We start from the raw sequence: 21,516 nt of genomic DNA, 5'->3' as shown, positions 1-21,516 counted from the left end.
TTCCCCGGTTCCGCTAGAAAGTCTGATCGCGCCAACTAAACGTGACCCTGTGAAGTTGCTGGGCGCGATCGTACTTTTCCCACAACTCCGCATAGGAGACCTTCAAGGCTGGATGGCGCTCATTGGGCTCAAGTTCCGCCAGTGGCAGCAAAACATAAGCATTCTCGGTTATTTCGCCTCGCGGAAGGGCAATCCCCTCCACTACCCCTACAACATCCCCATAGGTAAGGATATCGATATCCAGCGTGCGCCCAGAATGCTTGGATTCCAATCCAGTACGCCCGCTGCTAGCTTCAATCTGCTTCAAGGTCCGCTGCACTGCGCCAACCGGCTCCTCGGTGTAAAACGCCGCCACCAAATTGATAAAGGCGTCGCCAGTGAACCCAATCGCTTCCGACTCATATACAGGCGATAAACGCAGATCCTGAAAGTGTGCGTCCAGTGCATCCAGCGCCAGAGCAATATTCTTATCCGGGTCGATATTGCTGCCAATACCAACAACCACTTTAACCACTCTTGCGAGCTCCTCTTTCAATTCTTACTCCCACGCTACGCGCTTCCGCGACAGCGCCGGGCTTTCGGATCGTCAGACGCAACCAGGGCGCGCCAAACTCTTTCTGCAGCAATTCAGCAAACCGCTCCGCCAGAGTCTCAATAAGCTGAAAGCGACTGGCTGCGGCATACTCACGCAAACGCTCGCTGACAGCTGCGTAATTCAAGGTGAGATCAAGGTTATCCTCACGCGCGGCGCCAGAAATATCGCATCCCAGCTCGATATCAACAAAAAGCCGTTGTTGATATCCCTTCTCAAATTCGTAAACGCCGATTATGGCGTCTACCTGCAAACCTTCAATAAGTACTGTATCCATGACACCTAATCATACGCCCGTCATCTATACACAGGGGAAGCAGCGCTCCCCAGCGACCAAAGGGGTGTAGACAAGCAACCTCTATTATGGCTCATAATCTACGCAGTCTGATCTATTTTAAGCTGCAGGGGGCCTATGGAGCATCCTTTTCAACTTCTTATGGCGACATCCATCGCCTACCTGCTCGGCTCCATCATGGGCGCCTACTGGGTATGCCGTTACTTCGAGCTCCCCGATCCCACCGAAGCGGGCTCCGGAAATCCTGGAGCGACTAATATTTACCGCCTCGGCGGCCCTATTCCCGCCGCGCTTACCCTATTCTGGGACGCCGCCAAGGGCGCTGCCGCCGTCGGCATCGCAGCCATGCTGGGGCTTTCTCCCTATGAACAAGGCGTCACCGCCGTAGCGGCGATTGTCGGCCATATGCTGCCGGCATTCCATCATTTCAAGGGAGGTAAAGGCGTCGCCACCGTTTTGGGAGCGGGACTGGCGCTGGCCTGGCAGACAACTCTCGCTTTGACGCTAGTGTGGGCGGCCGTCGTATATTGGAAGCGAATTTCGTCCCTTGCCTCGCTGACTGCTGCGGTAATGGCGCCTTGGGTGGCATGGCGACTTAATCCAGAACATCTCGCCCTATTCCTCATATTGTCGCTGTTCATCCTGATTCGACACCGAGAGAACATCATCAATCTGGCCAAGGGCAAAGAGCGTTCGCTTTGATCTCCCGCGCCTTTAGCCTTTAATTGAAGGCAATTCCACTAAAGGCCAGCGTGGCGTGGCGACAACGCCAAGATCTCCTCTTTGTCCGGCAGCCAGACGCTGATAGCCAGCGTAAGCGATCATCGCGCCGTTATCCGTACAAAATTCCGGCCGGGCATAATACACCTGCGCTTTCTCGCCCTTGACCATTTGTTGAAGCTTTTCCCGCAGGCGACGATTCGCGCTGACGCCGCCGGCCATGATCAATCGTTTCAATCCAGTCTGCTTGAGCGCCCGACGGCACTTGATCACCATAGTCTCCACCACAGCTTCCTGAAAGCAGGCGGCGACATCTGCGCGCAAATTGTCGTCAACGCCACCACTGGCTTCCGCCTCCTGAAGCGTATTCAACGTAAACGTCTTAAGCCCGCTGAAACTGAAGTCCAACCCAGGGCGATCCGTCATCGGACGAGGAAATCTAAAGCGCTGCAGATTCCCCTGCTCCGCCAACTTGGCGACTTGAGGGCCGCCGGGGTAATCCAGGCCAAGCATTTTGGCCACTTTATCGAAAGCTTCCCCAGCGGCGTCGTCAACAGACTCCCCTAGCAGCTCATATTCGCCGACGCCATCAACACGCACCAACTGTGTATGGCCGCCAGAAACCAAAAGAGCGACAAAAGGAAATTCCGGTGGATTTTCTTCCAACATGGGCGCCAGCAAGTGCCCTTCCATATGATGAACGCCAATCGTGGGGATATCCAAAGCGTAGGCCAGCGCCGAGGCGATTGCGCCCCCCACCATTAATGCGCCAACCAAGCCTGGGCCCGCCGTATACGCGATAGCATCGACATCACCTTTGGTGACGCCCCCCTGACTTAGCACCTCTTCGATCAAAGGAATAACTTTCCGCACGTGATCACGAGAGGCCAGCTCAGGCACTACGCCACCATAATCCGCATGTAATTTGATCTGACTGTACAACGTGTGAGCCAACAGTCCACGCTCTCCGTCATACAACGCAATTCCGGTTTCGTCGCAGGATGTTTCTATGCCCAGTACTAACATGTTCCGTTCCGCCATCATCAAATCGCCGTACAGGTCGGCCACCATACTTATCGGGACGCTCTTGATTGTCGTCTACGTCAGGACAATACAATAAAAACCAGCTAAACGCCCAAACGTCTGGCAGCAGCAACCAGCTGGGCCGCTCGCCCAAGCCGGGCATCTTATAGCCATCGTGGCAACTATTCCAATCCCAATCACCTTTAAATTGGGCGCCGCTCGCACAGATTTGTTAGAATTTATACAGGCCAATACCTTTACAAGGACAGCCTATCAGGATTACAATGCGCGCCCTATTTAGGTTGACACAATTTAACCAATTCGGTTTTTGCAGATCATAGAGAGGGGATATGCCTTCCGTAAAAATTAAAGAGAACGAGCCATTTGACGTTGCCCTTCGCCGCTTTAAGCGTTCATGCGAAAAGGCAGGAATTCTTTCAGAAGTACGTCGTCGCGAGTTCTACGAAAAGCCGACTTCAGAAAGAAAGCGCAAGTTGGCTGCAGCTGTAAAACGTCACGCGAAGAAAGTTCAACGCGAACAAAGACGTTTCGAGCGCCTGTATTAATCGAATTACGCCCGCATTGACCTGGTCTTAATACTATTGAGGCCGGGTTGTTGGCGTTATTATGGTTTTTACAAGCCTTGTATTTTCCAGTTCTACTTCGCTCATAATATCCAATACGGACAGAGACTATTCGGCCATGTCATTGAAAGACAGTTTAACGGACGCTATGAAATCGGCTATGCGCAGCAAGGAGAAAGATCGCCTTGGCGCTATTCGTTTGATTCTGGCCGACATTAAGCGGATCGAAGTGGACGAACGCATTGAAGTTGATGATGCTCGCGTCCTCGAAGTTCTGGATAAAATGACGAAACAACGCAAAGACTCCATCACTCAATTTTCCGCCGCGGGCCGGGATGACTTGGCCGCCAAAGAACAGCTTGAGCTGGACGTAATTCAGGAGTTTCTGCCTGAGGCGCTCAGCGAAGAAGAACTTGATCAATTTATCCAAACTGCGGTAAATGAATCAGGCGCGGAGTCGATACGCGATATGGGGAAGGTAATGGCGATCCTGAAACCACAGGTTCAGGGACGTGCGGATATGGCGGTCATCGGGCAGAAAGTTAAAAAAGCTTTGTCCTGATCTCTTCTGCGACCATTTTAATCACCCAGAAGTTTCTCAATATTACGGCGACCTGTTTCAGGAGTTCGCCAGGTCAGAGTGGTTGCAGGCGCCTCCCTGCAACTAGACTTTCTTATTCAATAGGTTAAAGTCATGGCCGGTCTGATCCCTCAAGCATTTGTCGACGACTTACTCTCTCGGGTTGACCTCGCAAGCCTCATTGCGGAACGGGTAAATCTCAAGAAATCTGGCGCAACCTACCAAGGTCGCTGCCCTTTTCATGACGAAAAGTCTCCCTCCTTTCACGTATACAACGAAAATCATCCTGCGCATTACCACTGCTATGGCTGTGGCGCTCACGGCGACGCTATCAACTTCATCAAGGAAACAGAACACCTTTCCTTTAATGAAGCGGTTGAGCAGTTGGCGAAACGTTGTGGCGTGGAAGTGCCTCGCGATAGAGCAGCCGAGCAAAAGGTCAGCCAAAACAAATCCTTGTATGACGCCTCCTCACATGCGGATGCGGCATTTCGTCAGGCGCTGGGAAACCATCCGCTACGCGGAATCGCTCAGGAGTACCTGAAGCGCCGGGGTATCTCTCCCGAAATGGCGGATTTATATGGCATAGGCTTCGCGCCAGCGCAGCGTCAATTTCTTAGCGGCTCTAGCGACCGCAATCTAATCAAGGCGCTCAGCACACTGCGCCTGGTGATAGAGAAGGAACAAGATCGCTTCGATATGTTCCAAAACCGCCTTATGTTTCCCATCCGGGATACCCGGGGCAGAACCATCGCCTTCGGCGGTCGCACGCTTGGCAATGACCGCAGTAAATACATCAACAGCCCCGAATCTCCCATATTCCACAAAAGCAACGTGTTATATGGATTATGGGAAGCGCGCAAGCAGTCTCGCAAGCTTGAGCAGCTGATCGTGGTTGAAGGCTACCTTGACGTCATCTCTCTGGCCCAATTTGGCGTAGTTAATGCCGTCGCCGCCATGGGGACCGCCACCAACGAGGACAATTTAAGTCACCTGCTGAACACCAGCCAGGATATTGTCTTCTGCTTCGATGGCGACAAAGCCGGCTTGGCGGCTGCCGATAAAGCGCTTAATAACTTGCTACCCATGTTCCAGGACGGCTACAAGGTCAGCTTCCTGATTCTCCCAAAGGGCGAGGACCCTGACACATTTGTCAGAAACGAAGGCGCGGACGCATTCCGCGAACGTGTTAATAACTCAACTCCCCTGTCAGAATTTTTTTTCCAGGCTATGAGTCGAGGCTTGGACCTGTCCATTGCGGAAAACAAAGGCATACTATCCACTCAGGCTCGCGCAGCATTAAAAGTCATCAATGCGCCAGTTCTGAAAGATGCTCTTTATCAGCGCCTGAATGAGCTGACGCGCTCTCCTCGCTGGGGCGACCGCCAAGGCAAAAATGGCGGCGAGTGGAAGAAAGGCGATTGGAAAGGCAAAAAAGGATTTTCATTTCAGAACCGGGACGAGCCTCGTGAAGAGCCCATCCCTGTGCCTAATCGCATTGCCGCCCGCGCCTGCCTTGGCTTATACGTCAATCCATCCTGGGCGAAGGAAATCTCAAACACCCTGAATTATGAGATTACTCAGGACGATGAAAGAGCGCTGACTTACTTTCTGGAGTGGCTGCTTAAAGAAAATATCGAGACAGCGGAAGACCTACTTTACCGGTTAGCGGTCGATCCACACCAACAAAGACGCTTCAAAAACCTGTTCAATTCCTTGGAGCATATTTTCGGTGCGGAGGAAATTGAGGCGGGAGCCCAGGAAAGTTTGTTGGTGCTCAAAAGAAAATATTTCGACCGATCTTTTGACAAAATTCACCAGGATTTATCAAGAGACCCTAAAAACAAGGAGTTACACGAAAAATTCAGAACAATGTCGAGCGAAAAAATGGCGATGATCGCCACACCGAAATCTTAATCTTGTGTGGACTTGAAAATTTTTAAGTCGTCTCCACATAGGGTTTCTAGCGCGCAAACAGTATACAGGCTATAATAGCTGTTTGTTTTTCTCCCATTAAGCCACCGAATTCGTAGGGTGACTATGTCAGGCAATTCCCGAAAATCTCGATTGAAAGAACTCATCGCCCGCGGCAAAGAACAAGGTTACCTAACATACGCAGAAGTTAACGACCATCTGCCAGAGGATATAGCAGATCCGGATCAGGTGGAAGACATTATACGCATGATTAACGACATGGGTATCATGGTCTGCGAAGAAGCTCCAGATGCGGATACCTTGTTGATCACCGATGGTGATTCCACTGATGAGTCTGTAGCAGCGGAAGCTGCGGCGGCGCTTGCCTCCGTCGAAAACGATGTAGGTCGCACTACTGACCCGGTGCGTATGTACATGCGTGAAATGGGTACGGTTGAGCTGCTGACTCGTGAGGGTGAGATCCAGATCGCCAAGCGCATCGAAGAAGGTTTGCGCGATGTAATGGCCACGCTGGTTTACTATCCTGGCACGGTTTCCAACATTCTTGCCGCTTTTGACGCCACACAGGGCGAAGATGGCGGACGCGTCAGCGACGTTATCACGGGGTTCCTTGATCCCGTAGAAGACGGCGTCATTCCCGAAGCTAACGAAGCACCAGAGTCCGACGACATCGACGAAGATGAGGAGGATGAGGAAACTGAAGAAAGCTCAGGCAAAGACGACGCGAAAGCCAAAAACAAAGACCTCGACGATGACGAGGACGAAGAAAGTGATGGCGAAGACAACAGCGATAGCGACGACGACAACGACAGTGGCCCCGACCCTGAAATTGCCCGCGGCCGTTTTGCTGAATTGCGCGAAGCCTTCAACACGCTGAACGCAGCCATTGACAAGCATGGCCGCGCCAGTCGTGAAGCACAGGAATGCTTTGACGAGGTCAGTCGTATTTTTGCGCCTTTCAAGCTGGCGCAAAAGCAGTTCGACGAAATTATCAATACGATCCGTATTACTAACGATAGCGTCCGCAAGTACGAGCGCGAAATCCTGAGTATCTGCACCCGCGACTGCAAAATGCCGCGCAAGAACTTCATCAAGATGTTCCCCGGCAATGAAACCAACCTTGAATGGGTTAAGGGTCTGGCTGCAAGAAGCGAGGATTGGGCTAAAGCGGCGCAAACCAAAGAAGAAGAAATCACTCGTCTGCAACGTCGCATCATCAACATTCAGAATGAAGTTGATCTGCCGGTTGCGGATATCAAGGAAATCCATCGCCGGATCTCCATTGGCGAAGCGAAAGCGCGTCGCGCCAAGAAGGAAATGGTCGAAGCCAACTTACGTCTGGTTATCTCTATCGCCAAAAAGTACACCAACCGTGGTTTGCAGTTCCTGGACCTGATTCAGGAAGGCAACATTGGTTTGATGAAAGCAGTAGACAAGTTCGAATACCGCCGCGGATACAAGTTCTCCACGTATGCGACCTGGTGGATTCGTCAGGCGATCACGCGCTCTATCGCCGACCAGGCCCGCACTATCCGTATTCCGGTGCACATGATTGAAACCATCAACAAGCTGAACCGCATTTCCCGCCATATGCTGCAGGAAATGGGCCGCGAAGCGACGCCTGAAGAACTGGCGAAGAAGATGGACATGCCGGAAGACAAAGTGCGTAAGGTCCTGAAAATCGCCAAAGAGCCCATCTCCATGGAGACGCCAATCGGTGACGACGAAGATTCGCATTTGGGCGATTTCATCGAAGATTCTCACGCAGAGTCTCCGATTGATTCAGCGACCACTGAAGGCCTGAAAGAGTCTACCCGTCGCGTACTGGCAGGTTTGACCGCAAGAGAAGCCAAAGTACTGCGTATGCGTTTCGGTATCGAGATGAATACGGACCACACTCTGGAAGAGGTCGGCAAACAGTTCGACGTCACCCGTGAGCGTATCCGTCAGATCGAAGCCAAAGCCCTTCGCAAACTGAGACACCCCAGCCGCTCAGACCATCTGCGCAGTTTCATCGACGATTGATCGAAAGCTAGCAAAATACTGGCGCCAACTATATCTGAAAGGTATAATTGGCGCCCTCTCTTCCCCGGACCACTAAATTCGGGACTTCTGAGAAATCAGAAACACTATAAGGGCCTATAGCTCAGTTGGTTAGAGCAGCGGACTCATAATCCGTTGGTCCCAGGTTCAAGTCCTGGTGGGCCCACCAACTTTTCCTTGATTAATAACGAAATACGAAAAAACATTTTTCAAAATATAGGCTATATTTCGTCCTGCTATTGTCATTGTGACTAGCTGCCAGGGCCAAATTGAAAGTTTTCCTAAACGCCAGCTTTTTAGTGCTGCCCTCAGTGAACCTTCTCCAAAGCCCCCCTTCCCTTTCTAATCTTAGCGACTTTCAGTGTCTACCTAACAGCGCTCTGTGCTTAACAGGTCCACGTATAAAGTCCCAAACAGGTTAGCGAGTAAGCGTAGAAAACAGCGGGCTATAGCTGGATAGTCATCCTACGTGCAAGAGTGTGGATTAGGTACTACTGGAAGTAGCTTGCTCGAGGACTTCCTGCGCAGTAATGCACTATGCCGCCAAGTAGCTCACAAAAACGTTCTAGATGGACAGTGTCAGCTTAAACAACGCAATTCTACCCCTTATTGTAATCTAGTCCCGTCTTCAAGATTGTTTTAGCTGTCCTAATAATTTCACCAGCGCGAATGCTTTATTTTTGATCTGTGATGTTTGGGTATCATTAACCATTTCAATTCCACTTTGTTTATGAATCAGTTTAATGCCTGAATCAATAGTCCCATCTTCATTACGTCGAGTTAGAACTTCGATTTCGCCATCTTTAAATTGCTCTTCTAATGCCTTTAAAATACCTTGCTCGAATGACATACATTTAATCCTATTATTGCTAAACGAATGCCCGGCACATACGCCGGTTCGGAACCGTACAGCCGTGAAAACCAGCAGGCGTATCAATTGTGAGAAAGCTCCACCTTTTTAGACAACATCCAGTAATGCCAGGCCTCTTCTGGCCAAGAGCGGGCATTAAAAATTTTAACTCCGCCCAATTATCTCTCAGTCTTTGCTCTCCATTTCTCTCGCCTTCCCCAGCGCTGAAGCAATGATTCCGGCTGGAATCGCCACGATACCTAAGCCGATTGTCAGAACAAAAAATGTAAATATCTTTCCGCCTGCTGTGAGCGGATAGATATCTCCATATCCCACCGTGGTTAGTGTGGCTACAGCCCACCACAAACTATGAAATATCGACTGGAAGGCTTCGGGTTGAACAGGGTTTTCAAAGTAATAAATCCCAACTCCGGCTAGATAAATCAAGATTAGAGTGAGCGAGGAAAATAGTATCAACTCTTCTTTTGCTATTAAGAATGCATAATGAAATCTTTTAGCGGCTTGGCTGTATCTCGCCAATTTTAGAACGCGCACAAGACGCAATAGCCTAAAAGCTCTTATAACCCTCAAGTCGAGCCCCATAGTTAAATAAAATGGGGCTATAGCCAGAAAATCGATAATTCCAAAGAAGGAGAAAATATACTTTCTGGTCGGCTGAGTTACCCAGGCCCGGAGAATATATTCAAAAGTGAACAAAGCTACCGAGAAAATCTCAATTAATCTTAGCCATTCCTTAGTTTTAGTAGAAATATTCGGGAGTGTTTCAATCGAGAAGCAGATCAGTGAAACCACTATTAATGCTTGTACAGCATAATCAAAAAGGCGGCCTGTAAGAGTTTTGCTGCCAAGCACAATAGGTTCCAGTCTGGCTCTAGCAGCACGGGCAGCTTTACGCATAGGGACCAATATTAGGCACTCCTGTATCCTCATGTTGGGCATCAAATTCAAATTGTTAAGGTTTCGCACTTTAAGGCATTTGGTGAATATGTGTGGTGCAAGGCCAGATTGACGTAAGGCAGACCCGCATCGCAGTGCGAGTATAATGTATGTCGAGAGACTGTAATTTAATTTGTGTATCTGCCTATCACTAGTACCCTATAGCGGGGTTAAGGATAGGTAGACAATGAACCAGAAAGAATTAGAAGCATTTGCCCGTGAGGCAGCCAAATCTCTGAAAACAGAAAAGGATCTCAACGAGTTCCGTCAGATGCTCACCAAGGCGACCGTGGAAGCCGCGCTCAATGCAGAGCTGGATGTGCATCTGGGGTACGAGAAACATCAATCTTCAAATTCAGACAATAGCCGTAACGGCTATTCCAGCAAGACCCTCCGTACCGAGGACGGTCAGTTTGAAGTTAATACTCCCAGAGATCGTCAGGGCAGCTTTGAGCCTCTACTGGTCAAGAAGCAGCAGACCCGTTTCACCACCATGGATGACAAGATTCTCAGCCTCTACGCCAAAGGCATGAGCACCCGAGAGATCGTGGCTACCTTCAAGGAAATGTATGGTGCGGATGTTTCTCCCACCTTAATCTCCAAAGTGACGGATGCCGTGATTGAGCAGGTGGTGGAATGGCAGTCTCGTCCTCTGGATGCGGTTTATCCCATCGTATACCTGGACTGTATTGTGGTGAAGATCCGCCAGGACAAGCAGGTGATCAACAAGGCGATCTATCTTGCCTTGGGAGTGGATCTGGAAGGTCACAAAGAACTGTTAGGGATGTGGATCTCTGAAACCGAAGGGGCGAAGTTCTGGCTTAATGTGCTGACCGAGTTACAGAACCGGGGCGTGAAGGACATTCTGATCGCCTGTGTGGATGGTCTGAAGGGTTTCCCCGAAGCGATCAATACCGTGTATCCCCAAACCCGGATACAGCTCTGTATCGTGCACATGGTGCGCAATGCGGTGAAGTATGTGCCGTGGAAAGACTATAAGCCGGTGACGACAGATCTGAAGCGAATCTACCAATCGGCCACCGAGGAGGAAGCCCTCTCAGAGCTGGACAGGTTTGCCGAACGATGGGATGAGAAATATCCCCAGATCAGCCGATCCTGGCGGCTTCACTGGGAGAACCTCAACACTCTGTTCCGCTACCCGGAAGACATTCGCAGGGCCATCTACACGACCAATGCCATTGAGTCCCTTAACAGCGTCATTAGGAAAGTGATCAAGAAACGGAAGCTGTTCCCCACGGATGATTCCGCGAGAAAGGTGGTGTATCTGGCGATCATGGCTGCGTCGAAGAAATGGACGATGCCGATCAGGAATTGGAAGTCAGCGCTGAACCGATTTATGATCGAGTTCGAAGATCGCTTAACAGAGTATCTTTAATAACCAGGCAGATACACAGAATTATTTACAGGGTCTATGTCGACCAAACCATACATTGTCTGCCTTGTCTGCCTTGTCTGCCTTGTCTGCCTTGTCTGCCTTGTCTGCCTCATTGGTGACAGAGACCATCTAGCGCTGCAAACTAATTTGCCGACTACATACTCAGGCCGCTATGAGCAGTAGTTGAAAAAGGTAAAGCATATACAAATGTTTGCTTTGGAGTATCGCTGCGACATCTCCCAGGCCAAACTACTACCACTTAATGCACAATTATTGGCGATTCGGCGCCCAGTACCGGAGTTAAGCCAGGCTCTGCTTTTTGCATGGCTCGCCGGTATGCAGGTCGTTCGCCGATGCGTTGCAGGTAGGCCAAGATATTCGGGCATTGCGACAGGTCGTAGGGTTTAAACAGTCTCATCGTGGTGAGCGAGAAGATGATCATGATATCTGCTGCGGTCAGCGTGTCTCCGGCAAGATAGTCTGACTCGCCGAGTTTCTTTTCCATCATGGATAGCATCAACTGAAAACGCTCTTTCGCCATTGTCAGAGGGGCGTTGTTGTCCGAGGCGTCGACGCGCTCAAGCGATAGCATTCTTAGTATCTGCGCCTGAAACGTCCCATTGGCGAAGTGGAGCCAGTAAAGATAGTCAGTGTAGCCGGGCATTCCTGGCTTAATCGTCATGCAACCACTGCCGTGCATCTCCACCAGATATTCTATGATGGCCCCGGACTCGCCAAGCACAAGGTCACCGTCAGTAATGACCGGCGCTGCGCCAAGAGGATGTAGACTTATATATTCCGGCGGAGCCATTTTGTTATCCATCCGGCGCTTATAGCATCTCAGTTCGTAGTCGATGCCAAGTTCCTCGCAAAGCCAGACGATTCTCTCCGACTGGGATCGGCCTAAGTGGTGAACGGTCAGCATAGTGATTCCTTTATTTCCCTTTCTGTCTATTGAGATAAACCTAATCCAATGATACATAAGAGTATTTACGCGACCTGCGCCGAACCGTTCATAAACTGTGCTCAAGCGATCAATACGTCTTAAAGCGTGGGCCCAGACGTATAAAGCCCCATCCTGTAGCGACAAATGAACTCAGAGACTTCTATCAAACGGACAGTGATCTCCAGAGAAGGCGTTGGAACCACGGCGTCCATCCTGACGCGAAATGATTTATTCATAGGCAAATTCGTCACCGATCACCCAACGCTTATCTTGGTGAGACGCGGGAAAAAGACTTTGCTCACAGGTGACCGACGCGTAGAGCTGCTTCCAGGCGACGCCGTCGCCATCGCGGCAGGCGCCGCCTGTGATGTCGAGAATGAAACAGATGGCGGTCAGTTTGAGGCCGACTGGATTGTTTGCGCTCGGTCGCTCATTCGCAAAATAGAGCCTGATTTTCCTAAGCACAAAAGAGTGCAAGGCATCGTTTCCATGCAAGGGCTGGGAAGAGAGTTCATCCTCGCCTTCGAACGCGGCCTCCAAGCCATCAGAGAACCGAAGGTAATCCCAGAGCTCATCGCGGTACATCGTGCATGCGAGCTTCTACACTGGTTGGCGAACACAGGATATGTATTCAGATCTGATGAGCGTGCGGATGTTCAGCGAAAAGTGCGTCTGCTTATCGGCGCGGAGCCGGACAGGAAGTGGACTTCGCAAGACATTGCCGGATTGCTGGCCATGAGTGAGGCGACGTTTCGGCGCAAGCTCGCCAAAGAGGGACAAACCTTCAGCGAGATTCTTGTGGATGTTCGAATGTCACTGGCTTTGTCATTGTTACAGTCAACTAACGCGTCAGTTTCCAGTATTGCGTATCAAGTTGGGTATGAATCTGCTTCGCGATTCTCAGTAAGGTTCAAGAAGCGATTCGGCTTTTCGCCCATGGTCATCCGAGAAGAGCCAAGACCGAGAAGCACCTGATCGGTATTTTTGCTGTAAGCGCCAGTCTGGAAGCGTCGCCTGTCGCGTCACTTCCTCCGCCACAGGCGCTCAGAGTGAAACAAATCAGGGACGTTATGCTCAGCTTTTTATGCTTCATCAAACTTTCCTACGAAACTCCATCAAATAGCAGATTGGATCCAGGCCAATCGTCTGCAGCTCTCAGATCGTAAATTGAATTCTTACCCATTGGCTTCTACAGTGGGGGTAAGGGGTATGCCGGAGGAACAGTCGGGCAGGCGCGAACCTGGGTCATAGAAATTGGAGGTGGAGCCATGATGGATAACGTCAGCGGTCGCTATTTCAAGGACGCCGAGTACCAGCGTCGCCGCACTCAAGTGAGAGCGGGCATGTCGTCGCGGGGGCTGGACGCCTGTCTGATCGCCAGTCCTGAAAATATTTACTACCTCACCGGCCTGGACCATCAAGGTTACTTCGCCAGCCAACTACTGATTTTACCTTCCAGCGGTCAGCCGATCCTCATCACCCGCGCCATGGAAAAAGCCACAGTGCGGGATCAGGCGCCGGATGTCCTGCATATCGGTTACAGCGACGGCAGCGAGCCGCTTCCTGGCGAGGACGATGTCGCCATTTCCGAAGACGCCTGGTCGATGACCATGGGAGCCCCTACCCGCGACGCCACTCGCAAACGCCCCAGCCTCACGCCTACCGCTGCTGCGCGCGAAACGGTAAAAGCCTTACATGACGCTGGCTTGGGGCAAGGCGTGATTGGCATCGACATGAACAGTACGTTTTTGCCCTACTCCGTCGCCGAAGGGATCATGAATGGCGTCCCAGACGCGGAATGGCGCCAACTGGACAACTTGGTGGACGACGTTCGCATCGTTCAGTCCCCTGCGGAGCTGGAGCTGACGCGGGAAGCCGCCGCCATCTCCGACTCCATGATGCTCTCCGCCATCGCCGCCGCGGGCCCCGGGGTGAACGCTCGGGAAATCATGGCGGCTATTTATGACGCCATGTTCCGGCGCGGCGGCACCTACCCCGGTTTCGTGCCTTTGGTGCGATCAACCCGCACCCTCGCTCACGAACACGGCACCTGGGAGGACATGGCGCTGGAGCGGGGCGACCTGTTGTTTCTGGAAATGGCGGGCTGCGTGCGCCGCTACCACGCGCCTATCGGTCGTTTTGTCTTTATTGGCGAAGCGCCCTCGGAAGCGCAGCGGGTCAATACGATATGCAGGGAGGCCATGCTTGCCGCCGCCGACGCCATCAAACCTGGCGTAAGAGCGGGCGATGTATACGAGACATGGCAGGCGGTGCTGGACCGCAATAATCTGGCTCATTATTCCCGTCATCATTGCGGCTATTCCATCGGTATCGGCTATCCGCCCAGTTGGTCCGGCAGTGGCGTCCCCGTGGGACTGCGTCGCAATTCAGATTTGCAGTTACGCGAAGGGATGACGTTTCACTTGATGAGCTGGCTGCTTAATTCCGGCATTGGCGACGCCTTTTTATCCGATACAGTGGAGGTCACCGCCACTGGCTGCGAGTTTTTAACCACGGTAAACCGGGAAGTATTGTATCGTTAGCCTGGATACTCATAGCTTCGCAACGTTCGCCAACACAGACGCCGCACCCGGCGTCTCATAAAAGATTTTCACCTACAATTCCAAGCAAGTCAGGAGCTTAGCGCACTCTCTCTTTCAAACTCATCCACACAGCTATCCACCGCGTCATCGAAGACGGCGGTCGACCGACACAGCAGGAGGCCTCACTATGAGTCAGATCGAAGTCTACAATCCCTTTACCCGCGAGCTGGAGTTCTCCCAGCCCTCTCAGACATTCGAATCCGTCAACATGCGCATCAATGACGCCCAGGACGCCTCCTATTACTGGCGCAGACTGAAGCCCGAGGAGCGCGCCGAGCATGTCATGAAAGCACTGGATTATTTCCGCCACCATCGCCCGGATATCGCGCAGGGCGTCACCCGGGAAGTCGGCAAACCTCTGAAGGCGGCTGGAGAAGAGCTGGATTTCATGCTTGAACGTGCAGAGTACCTGTGTCGCTTCGCCAAAGACGGCGCCCTGCGCCCAAGTCGTCACCCCGAGTATGACGATCCCAGTTTTGAGGGCCGCATCGAATGCCGCGCCAAGGGCGTCGTCTATATCATTACCCCTTGGAACTATCCCCTGTTCTGCGCCATCAACGGCACAGTCTGCGCTTTGTTAAGCGGCAGCGCCGTCGTACTCAAGCACACCACGACGCCGTCCGTCGGCGCGCATTTCGAAAACGCCTTCGGCGTCATGGCCGGCATAGAGAATCTACTCATCAATGTGACCGTGGACTTCGATGTTTCCGCGCGCATCATAGAAGAAGCCGACATCAATCATGTGGTTTTCACTGGATCAGTCAACGGCGGTCGCGCCATTCAACACAGCGTGGCCAAACGCGCGTTCAACGATGTAGCTGACCCGTTCATCGCCAGTTCTCTGGAGTTGGGCGGTAGCGACGCCGCATATATCGCCGAAGACGCGGATCTTGATGACGCCGCTTTCTGGGCGGTGAGGATCGGGCGTCTGCACAATTCGGGACAGTCCTGCTGCGCCGTTAAACGTATCTATGCCCACGCCAGCATCTACGACGCCTTTTTGGATAAAGCGCAGGCCATCATGGAAGAACAGAAAAACGGCGACCCCATGGAGGAGCCAACGACCCTGGGGCCACTGCACGGCGGCGATCCGACGCTGAACAACTTGCTGGCGATGACGCAGGAGGCGCAGCGGGACGGCGCCCGCCTGATGTGCGGCGGAACCACGGAGCGCATCGGCGTGGTCGACTTCCTCAGGCCCACCTTGCTGGCTGACGTGACGCCGAACATGCGCGTCTTGCAGGAAGAAACCTTCGGCCCTGTTTTACCGGTGATGTCGGTCAACAATGATGATGAAGCCATTGAACAGGCGCTGAATAGCGCCTATGGTCTGACCTCTTCTATCTTCACGGCGTCCCGACAGCGCGCCGAGCAGTACATCGCCGCCATGGAAACCGGCACGGTTTTCGTCAATCGCTGTAATTTCGTGGACGCGCGACTGGGTTGGATTGGTCAGCGCAGTTCCGGCAACGGCTCTCTGGCGCTGGCGCCGGAAGGATTGCAGGCGTTTAGCGCACGCAAATCCGTTAACCTGGACCCCAGTAAATTACGCTGACGCCCGATTTACATATCGCCAATGAGGATCCTATGAGCGGCTTTCCCGATTTTCCCAATGCAGTGCAGCAGTCAACGTTAAACGCAATACGACGGAGTTTTCATCGCGAACCCGAGTTGTCCTGGACCGAGTTTCGCACCAGCGCGCGGTTATGCGCCGAACTGTCTGAGCTTGGCTTCGACGTACTTTACGGCAAGGCGCTGTATGGCGAACGCAGACCGTCCAATCCCCCCGAAGCGGAGATCACTCGTCTGGCTTACGCCCGCGCAGAAGCCGCCCTGGGCAGAAACGATCCGCACCTCGCCGCCATGGCGGGCAATCTCACCGGCCTTTGCGCCACGCTGGACAGTGGACGCCCAGGCCCGGTATGGGGATTCCGTTTTGATATCGACGCCCTGCCCATTCAGGAAAGCCGCGATCCCTCGCATCCTCCCGCCGCGCAGGGATTCGCTTCAGACAACCCTGGCGTCATGCATGCCTGTGGTCATGACGGACATCTCACCATCGGACTGGGACTCGCACAGCGCCTTGCCGCCACGCTTGAACAATGGTGCGGGCGCGTTCATCTGTTTTTCCAGCCCGCGGAGGAAGTCGGCGGAGGCGGAGTCGTCTTTGCGGACCTGCCGCAGTTGCGTGAAGTCGAACGCTTCATGACCTTGCATCTGGGCATCGTTGACGCCTACCAGATCATCTGCGACGCCACCTGGATATGCGCCAAAATCTACGACGTCCGATACCGGGGGCGCGCCAGTCACGCCGGCAACGCGCCGCAGGATGGACGCAACGCCTTGTTGGCCGCCTGTCAGGCGGTGCAGGGACTGTACGCCCTGCCCCGACACAGCGGCGGTTTATCACGCATCAACGTCGGACGTTTTCATTCCGCCAACGCCCATAATGTCATCGCTGACGATGTGCGCTTCCGATATGAAGTGCGCGGCGCCAACAGCGATGTGGCCGATTACATGGCGCAGCAGGCGGAGCAAGTGTTGGGCGGCGCCGCGATGATGAATGGCGTGGAGTATGAGAAAACCACCTTCGCCGAATTTTCGGGGTGGCCTAACAGTCCGGAACTGGCGGCGAAGGCGGAGAAAATCGCCCGCGACCTGGGACTGCCGGAGGAATTACTGCAACGGCCTTATCTGGTTCCCGCCAGTGAAGACGCTGGCTATATGGTGCGGCGGGTGCGGGATCAGGGTGGGCTGGCCACTCATCTGATTTTGGGATGTCCGGTAGGAGACGGTCATCACAGTTGCGCTTTCGACTTTGACGAGCGCTTATTGCCCTGGGGCGTGGAGATGTTTTATCGCATGGTGGCCGACGGCGAAGGGGGATAACCTCGCCGTCGGCGCAGAAGCGCTGATTAGCGCAGCAAATGCAGGAAGTGCATGTGCTTATGGTACTGGTCGATGATGTCGTTGATCACCGCAACTTTGCTCCAGCCCATCACATCATAATCCTGCCCGCCCTCGCGCAAATGCACTTCGGCGCGGTAGTAGCGCTCCTCTTCTGGAGCCTCCTCAACAGACTCCTCTGGATGGACGAAATTCGGCTTCACATGAGAACGACTGCGCACCTCGTATACGAAGTCTACTTCATTGCCCAGCATCACCGTCAGTCGTACCCGATGACGCTCTCGGTCCTCTTCCACATGCGCGTCCAGCTCATGTTCCCGCAGCTCTTTGCAAACCGACTCGCAAGCGGGTTTGGCGATGGATCCCAGGAAACGGCTAACGTTATCTTTGTCTGGATAGTCGACAATGTTGGACAAGCGATCGCGCCAGTTTTCGTCATGCACCATGGGCGCCGCCGGCTGCACATTGAGCTGCAGGCTGTCGCGTTTGAATGCATCGATGCGCAGGGCTTTAATCAGGCCATAGGTGGCGATCAGCAATACGACGGCGAACGGCAGCGCGCTGGCGATGGTCATGGTCTGCAGCGCCCCAAGGCCGCCTGCGGCCAGTAATACGGCGGCGACAATGCCTTCGCCTCCCGCCCAGTAAACGCGCTGCCACATAGGCGTATCGTCACGTCCGTTGGAGCAGAGCATATCCACCACCATGGAGCCGGAGTCAGAAGAGGTCACGAAGAACACAATCACCATCACCGTCGCCAGCAGCGATAGCAGGCCGGAAAACGGGAACTGTTCCAGGAATGCGAACAATGCAATGGTGACGTCGCTGGAGACGGTATCTCCCAATGAAGTCAGGCCATCGCTCAGAATCATGTTAATGGCTGTGTTGCCGAAAAAGGTCATCCACATCAGCGTAAAGCCCGTGGGAACAAACAACACGCCCATGGCGAATTCACGAATCGTACGTCCTCGCGACACCCGCGCAATGAACAGGCCCACGAAAGGCGCCCAGGACATCCACCAGCCCCAGTACAGAATGGTCCAGCCGCCGATCCAATCGGTTTTTTCATAGGCGAACAAATTAAAGGTGTTGCGTACGATATCCGATGCGTATGAGCCCAGGTTCTGTACGAACGCCTGCAATAGAAACACCGTCGGGCCCGCCAGCAACACAAAGGCCAGCAGAAGCACCGCCAACACCATGTTTAGTTCGGACAGGCGGCGTATGCCTTTATCAAGGCCTGTGGTGACGGAAAGTATCGCCAGAAATGTCACGAAGACGATCAAGATAACCTGCGTCGTCAGTCCCACAGGAATGTCGAAGAGGTGATTCAAGCCGGAGTTCACCTGCAATACGCCGTACCCCAGGGAGGTAGCGACACCGAAAAGGGTGCCAATGACAGCGAAAATATCCACCGCATGGCCGATAGGGCCGTATATCTTCTCGCCGATCAACGGATACAGAGCGGAACGCAGCGTCAGCGGCAAACCGTGACGATAGCTGAAAAACGCCAGGATAAGCGCCACGATGGCGTAGATAGCCCAGGCGTGCAGGCCCCAGTGGAAAAAGGTGATTTTCATGGCCTCGCGAGCCGCCTGCACGGTACCGCCATCACCAACCGGCGGTGACAGGAAGTGCATCACCGGCTCCGCTACGCCGAAGAACATCAGGCCAATGCCCATACCGGCGGAGAACAACATGGCGAACCAAGTGACGTAGGAATAATCCGGCGTGGAATGATCCGGCCCCAGTTTGATCTCGCCATAACGAGACAACCCGAGAAAGCAGACAGTGATCAAAATGATCGCCACTGTCAGCACGTAAAACCAACTGGCGTTGGCGACAATGGCCGCCTGCAGCTCAGTGAACAACTCGCTGGCTTTCTCAGGGAAGAGCGCCGCAAAGGCCACCAACAATACAATCAGTCCAGAGGAGGTAAAAAAGACAGGGGGATTTAAACGCGCTTTCGGGCTCCCATTCATAATGTGTCCTTAAGTCGTCGTGCATTTGATTCGATAAGGTCGCAGGATGCGCATCCGGCGCGCCTTAGAGTTACCTAGCAATCGCAGTGCGTCAGAGTAATCTCCAACGACTTCCGCGATCATGTAGACAGGTTGTTCAACAACCAATTACGCGTGCCTAAACAGGCGCTTTAGCCTGCCTAGTATACCTCATCGGGCGCGCCGATGCTCAGACGCAGACCATCTTGACCCGTTCGTCCACCCAATCGATGAAGACGCGCACCCGACGGGACAGTTGCCGCCGGTGGGGATACATCGCATAAATCTGCATGGCTTCCGCTCTGGCGTCCGGCAGCACTTCCACCAGTTCCCCTGACGCCAGCAGATGCCTCACGTCATAAGCCGGCGCCTGCAGCAGCCCCATTCCCGCCAGGGCGCAGGCTACATAGGTCTCCGCATTGTTCACCGTCACCCAACTGCGCATTTCCACATAATGCAGCTCCCCATCCTGCACATATTCCCAGGGTTCAGCGCGTCCGGTATTGGGTGACGCGAATCTGACCGCTCGATGCGCGCTCAAATCATCCGGAGTCTGCGGCGCGCCATAACGCGCCAAATAAACAGGGCTGGCGCAGTTCACCAATTCCATTTTTCCGAGAGGTCTGGCCACCAGACTGGCGGAGCCGGGATCGCCCACCCGCACCACACAGTCAACCCCCTCCTGAATCAGATCGATAGTGCGATCCGTCGCCCCCAGTTCCAGCTCAATATCCGGATAGCGCTCAAAGAAGTCTGGCAACGCCGGCGCAATCACCCGGGAGCCGAAGCGACTGGGAACATCCACTTTCAGTTTTCCGCTCACTCTCGCCCCGGGCTCGCGAAACATGCTTTCTATTTCTTCAATTTCCGTCAGCAAATGACGGCAGCGCTCCAACAGGGCTGCGCCATCATGCGTCAGGCTGACACGACGGGTAGTGCGATGCAGCAAGCGCGCGCCAAGGCTGGCCTCCAGCTTCTGCACTACGGAAGAGACAGTGGACCGAGGCAGCTCGCACAAGTCCGCCGCCCGGGTAAAACTGCCGGTTTCCGCGACCCGGGCGAACACCTGCAATGCGTCGATCCTATCCATATCCTCCCCTCTATTATTCGTAATTAATGGACAGATTATGTAGCAGCGCCGCCATTATGCGAAACAAGCGCACAGATAGAATGCAACCAAATTAAACTGGCGGTAAGAAACCCGAGGAACACTTTACTCGCGCGGCGGCCAACGTGCCGGCGATACGGCATCTCCTGACCGCTGTCGCCCTGTTTTTGTAGCGGAGGTTTCCCCGCGAATAGCTCCAATGCGCCGGTTGACCATGTACGGCGCAGGTTGCAAACCGTTACCGTCCGCTAAGAAAGAACAACTGAAATTGACCGAAGCATTAATTAGCATCACGAGTTATCACTACAACACTGCAGAGGGTCGGTACACAATGCGTCTTTCCCCCGCCAAGCTGTTGCTCATCATCCAGTGCTCCACCATTTTTCTATCCGCTTCGATCATGATCGAAGGCAGCCGCGTCATGCACAGCGATCTGGTGAAAGGCGGACTCATGATCGCCATCTGTCCCCTCCTTTTGATGTTTCTGGGCCATCGTCTGGGACGCGAATGGGTGTTTGAATCATTGCGCGCCTTGGACGACGAAGTCAGCCCGCAAGAGTGTGAGCGTAACGCCGCGGCTTCCTTGCTGCGTCTGAGCACTATCTGCGTCAGCCGCACCCTGCTCAAACTGGTGGGCATTCTGTTGGCGGTGGTCGTCACTCCCGCCCTGTTGCTGCCGGAAATCTTGCAAACGCCGGACCTGTGGAAACAAGCCCTCACAGGATCGATCGCAGTCATCCTGCTGCTGACCGCCGCCCAAGTTACTCACAACAGTCTGGCTTCGCGCCCCTCCATGAAATAGATGCGTCGTCGTTACATAACCGCGATTAGCAACGAAGGCGCCGCGGAGAGTCCGTACTTTCCGCAGTGCCAGATGGACAATATCCATAGGCCCTCCGGTCGACTAGACTAACCAGCACAGTCGTGTATGGAAATGCTGTAGCGAATCAAGCGTCAGGCTTATCCGCCCGTGGAGG

Annotated in this window: 19 protein-coding genes and 1 tRNA gene; 12 read left to right on the top strand and 8 right to left on the bottom strand. The window is 53.4% G+C overall.

From position 1 onward, the window contains the following. Nucleotides 1-13 precede the first annotated feature (13 nt). Nucleotides 14-535, bottom strand: a complete 522-nt coding sequence (folK, locus tag O5O45_RS28875; protein ID WP_305902748.1) for a 2-amino-4-hydroxy-6-hydroxymethyldihydropteridine diphosphokinase — start codon at nucleotides 533-535, stop codon at nucleotides 14-16. Beyond that, a complete protein-coding gene (gene folB / locus O5O45_RS28870; protein ID WP_164887393.1) occupies nucleotides 507-869 on the bottom strand; it encodes a dihydroneopterin aldolase in 363 nt (120 codons plus the stop codon). The genes folK and folB overlap by 29 nt, the downstream gene beginning before the upstream one ends. A 135-nt stretch (nucleotides 870-1,004) precedes the next feature. Between folB and plsY the strand changes: the two genes are divergently transcribed. Next, nucleotides 1,005-1,589 carry a glycerol-3-phosphate 1-O-acyltransferase PlsY gene (plsY, locus tag O5O45_RS28865; RefSeq protein ID WP_305902747.1) on the top strand — a complete coding sequence of 195 codons (585 nt, stop codon included), beginning with the start codon at nucleotides 1,005-1,007 and terminating at the stop codon, nucleotides 1,587-1,589. Nucleotides 1,590-1,601: 12 nt separating this feature from the next. Here the strand turns inward: plsY and tsaD are convergent, their stop codons facing one another. Next, the gene (gene tsaD, locus O5O45_RS28860; protein WP_305902746.1) at nucleotides 1,602-2,633 is read right to left on the bottom strand and encodes a tRNA (adenosine(37)-N6)-threonylcarbamoyltransferase complex transferase subunit TsaD; all 1,032 of its coding nucleotides are present in this window, start codon (nucleotides 2,631-2,633) and stop codon (nucleotides 1,602-1,604) included. Between the two features lie 347 nt (nucleotides 2,634-2,980). On the opposite strand from tsaD, the gene rpsU reads away from it, so the two are divergent. The 5 genes from rpsU to O5O45_RS28835 all read left to right on the top strand — a co-directional run bounded on the left by rpsU (nucleotide 2,981) and on the right by O5O45_RS28835 (nucleotide 7,941). Continuing rightward, entirely contained in the window at nucleotides 2,981-3,196 is a 216-nt protein-coding gene (rpsU, locus tag O5O45_RS28855; RefSeq protein ID WP_011399974.1) for a 30S ribosomal protein S21, read from the top strand. A 136-nt stretch (nucleotides 3,197-3,332) separates the two neighbouring features. Beyond that, a complete protein-coding gene (locus O5O45_RS28850) occupies nucleotides 3,333-3,776 on the top strand; it encodes a GatB/YqeY domain-containing protein (protein ID WP_305902745.1) in 444 nt (147 codons plus the stop codon). 132 nt (nucleotides 3,777-3,908) lie between these two features. Next, on the top strand, nucleotides 3,909-5,711 hold the full coding sequence (gene dnaG / locus O5O45_RS28845; RefSeq protein ID WP_305902744.1) for a DNA primase: 1,803 nt from the start codon (nucleotides 3,909-3,911) through the stop codon (nucleotides 5,709-5,711). A 123-nt stretch (nucleotides 5,712-5,834) separates the two neighbouring features. After that, a complete protein-coding gene (rpoD, locus tag O5O45_RS28840) occupies nucleotides 5,835-7,754 on the top strand; it encodes an RNA polymerase sigma factor RpoD (RefSeq protein WP_305902743.1) in 1,920 nt (639 codons plus the stop codon). Nucleotides 7,755-7,864: 110 nt separating this feature from the next. Continuing rightward, a tRNA-Ile gene (locus O5O45_RS28835) sits at nucleotides 7,865-7,941 on the top strand. Nucleotides 7,942-8,400: 459 nt separating this feature from the next. Here O5O45_RS28835 and O5O45_RS28830 read toward each other — a convergent pair. Beyond that, the gene (locus O5O45_RS28830) at nucleotides 8,401-8,622 is read right to left on the bottom strand and encodes a hypothetical protein (protein ID WP_305902742.1); all 222 of its coding nucleotides are present in this window, start codon (nucleotides 8,620-8,622) and stop codon (nucleotides 8,401-8,403) included. 186 nt (nucleotides 8,623-8,808) lie between these two features. Continuing rightward, nucleotides 8,809-9,540, bottom strand: a complete 732-nt coding sequence (locus O5O45_RS28825) for an ion transporter (protein ID WP_305902741.1) — start codon at nucleotides 9,538-9,540, stop codon at nucleotides 8,809-8,811. A 226-nt stretch (nucleotides 9,541-9,766) separates the two neighbouring features. Between O5O45_RS28825 and O5O45_RS28820 the strand changes: the two genes are divergently transcribed. After that, nucleotides 9,767-10,975, top strand: a complete 1,209-nt coding sequence (locus O5O45_RS28820) for an IS256 family transposase (protein ID WP_305902740.1) — start codon at nucleotides 9,767-9,769, stop codon at nucleotides 10,973-10,975. A gap of 259 nt (nucleotides 10,976-11,234) precedes the next feature. On the opposite strand, the gene O5O45_RS28815 is transcribed toward O5O45_RS28820, so the two are convergent. After that, a complete protein-coding gene (locus O5O45_RS28815; protein WP_305902739.1) occupies nucleotides 11,235-11,900 on the bottom strand; it encodes a glutathione S-transferase family protein in 666 nt (221 codons plus the stop codon). Nucleotides 11,901-12,065: 165 nt separating this feature from the next. Here O5O45_RS28815 and O5O45_RS28810 point away from each other — a divergent pair, with 165 nt between their 5' ends. The 4 genes from O5O45_RS28810 to O5O45_RS28795 all read left to right on the top strand — a co-directional run bounded on the left by O5O45_RS28810 (nucleotide 12,066) and on the right by O5O45_RS28795 (nucleotide 17,413). Further along, nucleotides 12,066-12,896 carry an AraC family transcriptional regulator gene (locus tag O5O45_RS28810; RefSeq protein WP_305902738.1) on the top strand — a complete coding sequence of 277 codons (831 nt, stop codon included), beginning with the start codon at nucleotides 12,066-12,068 and terminating at the stop codon, nucleotides 12,894-12,896. A gap of 293 nt (nucleotides 12,897-13,189) precedes the next feature. Continuing rightward, nucleotides 13,190-14,464, top strand: coding sequence for a M24 family metallopeptidase (locus O5O45_RS28805; RefSeq protein WP_305902737.1), 1,275 nt, complete (start codon nucleotides 13,190-13,192; stop codon nucleotides 14,462-14,464). Between the two features lie 187 nt (nucleotides 14,465-14,651). Next, nucleotides 14,652-16,079: an aldehyde dehydrogenase family protein gene (locus O5O45_RS28800; RefSeq protein WP_305902736.1), complete on the top strand. Its 1,428-nt coding sequence runs from the start codon at nucleotides 14,652-14,654 to the stop codon at nucleotides 16,077-16,079. A gap of 32 nt (nucleotides 16,080-16,111) precedes the next feature. Then, the gene (locus O5O45_RS28795) at nucleotides 16,112-17,413 is read left to right on the top strand and encodes an amidohydrolase (protein ID WP_305902735.1); all 1,302 of its coding nucleotides are present in this window, start codon (nucleotides 16,112-16,114) and stop codon (nucleotides 17,411-17,413) included. 26 nt (nucleotides 17,414-17,439) lie between these two features. Here the strand turns inward: O5O45_RS28795 and O5O45_RS28790 are convergent, their stop codons facing one another. Both O5O45_RS28790 and O5O45_RS28785 read right to left on the bottom strand, forming a co-directional pair. Next, nucleotides 17,440-19,413, bottom strand: coding sequence for a BCCT family transporter (locus tag O5O45_RS28790; protein WP_305902734.1), 1,974 nt, complete (start codon nucleotides 19,411-19,413; stop codon nucleotides 17,440-17,442). 208 nt (nucleotides 19,414-19,621) lie between these two features. Further along, on the bottom strand, nucleotides 19,622-20,521 hold the full coding sequence (locus O5O45_RS28785) for a LysR family transcriptional regulator (RefSeq protein ID WP_305902733.1): 900 nt from the start codon (nucleotides 20,519-20,521) through the stop codon (nucleotides 19,622-19,624). A 349-nt stretch (nucleotides 20,522-20,870) separates the two neighbouring features. On the opposite strand from O5O45_RS28785, the gene O5O45_RS28780 reads away from it, so the two are divergent. Then, nucleotides 20,871-21,341 carry a hypothetical protein gene (locus O5O45_RS28780; protein WP_305902732.1) on the top strand — a complete coding sequence of 157 codons (471 nt, stop codon included), beginning with the start codon at nucleotides 20,871-20,873 and terminating at the stop codon, nucleotides 21,339-21,341. The last annotated feature ends 175 nt before the right edge of the window (nucleotides 21,342-21,516 follow it).

It is taken from the genome of Hahella sp. HNIBRBA332 (assembly GCF_030719035.1).
GTDB lineage: Bacteria > Pseudomonadota > Gammaproteobacteria > Pseudomonadales > Oleiphilaceae > Hahella.
The sequence above is the reverse complement of the archived record's forward strand: the minus strand, read 5'-3'. Positions and strand labels throughout refer to the sequence as shown.

What these genes read in the sequence shown, in the direction of transcription:
- O5O45_RS28850 (WP_305902745.1), top strand. Translation starts at nt 3,333, where the DNA reads ATGTCATTGAAAGACAGTTTAACGGACGCTATGAAATCGGCTATGCGC.
- rpsU (WP_011399974.1), top strand. Translation starts at nt 2,981, where the DNA reads ATGCCTTCCGTAAAAATTAAAGAGAACGAGCCATTTGACGTTGCCCTT.
- O5O45_RS28785 (WP_305902733.1), bottom strand. Translation starts at nt 20,521, where the DNA reads ATGGATAGGATCGACGCATTGCAGGTGTTCGCCCGGGTCGCGGAAACC.
- rpoD (WP_305902743.1), top strand. Translation starts at nt 5,835, where the DNA reads ATGTCAGGCAATTCCCGAAAATCTCGATTGAAAGAACTCATCGCCCGC.
- O5O45_RS28790 (WP_305902734.1), bottom strand. Translation starts at nt 19,413, where the DNA reads ATGAATGGGAGCCCGAAAGCGCGTTTAAATCCCCCTGTCTTTTTTACC.
- folB (WP_164887393.1), bottom strand. Translation starts at nt 869, where the DNA reads ATGGATACAGTACTTATTGAAGGTTTGCAGGTAGACGCCATAATCGGC.
- O5O45_RS28830 (WP_305902742.1), bottom strand. Translation starts at nt 8,622, where the DNA reads ATGTCATTCGAGCAAGGTATTTTAAAGGCATTAGAAGAGCAATTTAAA.
- O5O45_RS28805 (WP_305902737.1), top strand. Translation starts at nt 13,190, where the DNA reads ATGATGGATAACGTCAGCGGTCGCTATTTCAAGGACGCCGAGTACCAG.
- O5O45_RS28780 (WP_305902732.1), top strand. Translation starts at nt 20,871, where the DNA reads ATGCGTCTTTCCCCCGCCAAGCTGTTGCTCATCATCCAGTGCTCCACC.
- O5O45_RS28810 (WP_305902738.1), top strand. Translation starts at nt 12,066, where the DNA reads ATGAACTCAGAGACTTCTATCAAACGGACAGTGATCTCCAGAGAAGGC.
- O5O45_RS28825 (WP_305902741.1), bottom strand. Translation starts at nt 9,540, where the DNA reads ATGCGTAAAGCTGCCCGTGCTGCTAGAGCCAGACTGGAACCTATTGTG.
- plsY (WP_305902747.1), top strand. Translation starts at nt 1,005, where the DNA reads ATGGAGCATCCTTTTCAACTTCTTATGGCGACATCCATCGCCTACCTG.
- O5O45_RS28800 (WP_305902736.1), top strand. Translation starts at nt 14,652, where the DNA reads ATGAGTCAGATCGAAGTCTACAATCCCTTTACCCGCGAGCTGGAGTTC.
- O5O45_RS28820 (WP_305902740.1), top strand. Translation starts at nt 9,767, where the DNA reads ATGAACCAGAAAGAATTAGAAGCATTTGCCCGTGAGGCAGCCAAATCT.
- O5O45_RS28795 (WP_305902735.1), top strand. Translation starts at nt 16,112, where the DNA reads ATGAGCGGCTTTCCCGATTTTCCCAATGCAGTGCAGCAGTCAACGTTA.
- O5O45_RS28815 (WP_305902739.1), bottom strand. Translation starts at nt 11,900, where the DNA reads ATGCTGACCGTTCACCACTTAGGCCGATCCCAGTCGGAGAGAATCGTC.
- dnaG (WP_305902744.1), top strand. Translation starts at nt 3,909, where the DNA reads ATGGCCGGTCTGATCCCTCAAGCATTTGTCGACGACTTACTCTCTCGG.
- tsaD (WP_305902746.1), bottom strand. Translation starts at nt 2,633, where the DNA reads ATGTTAGTACTGGGCATAGAAACATCCTGCGACGAAACCGGAATTGCG.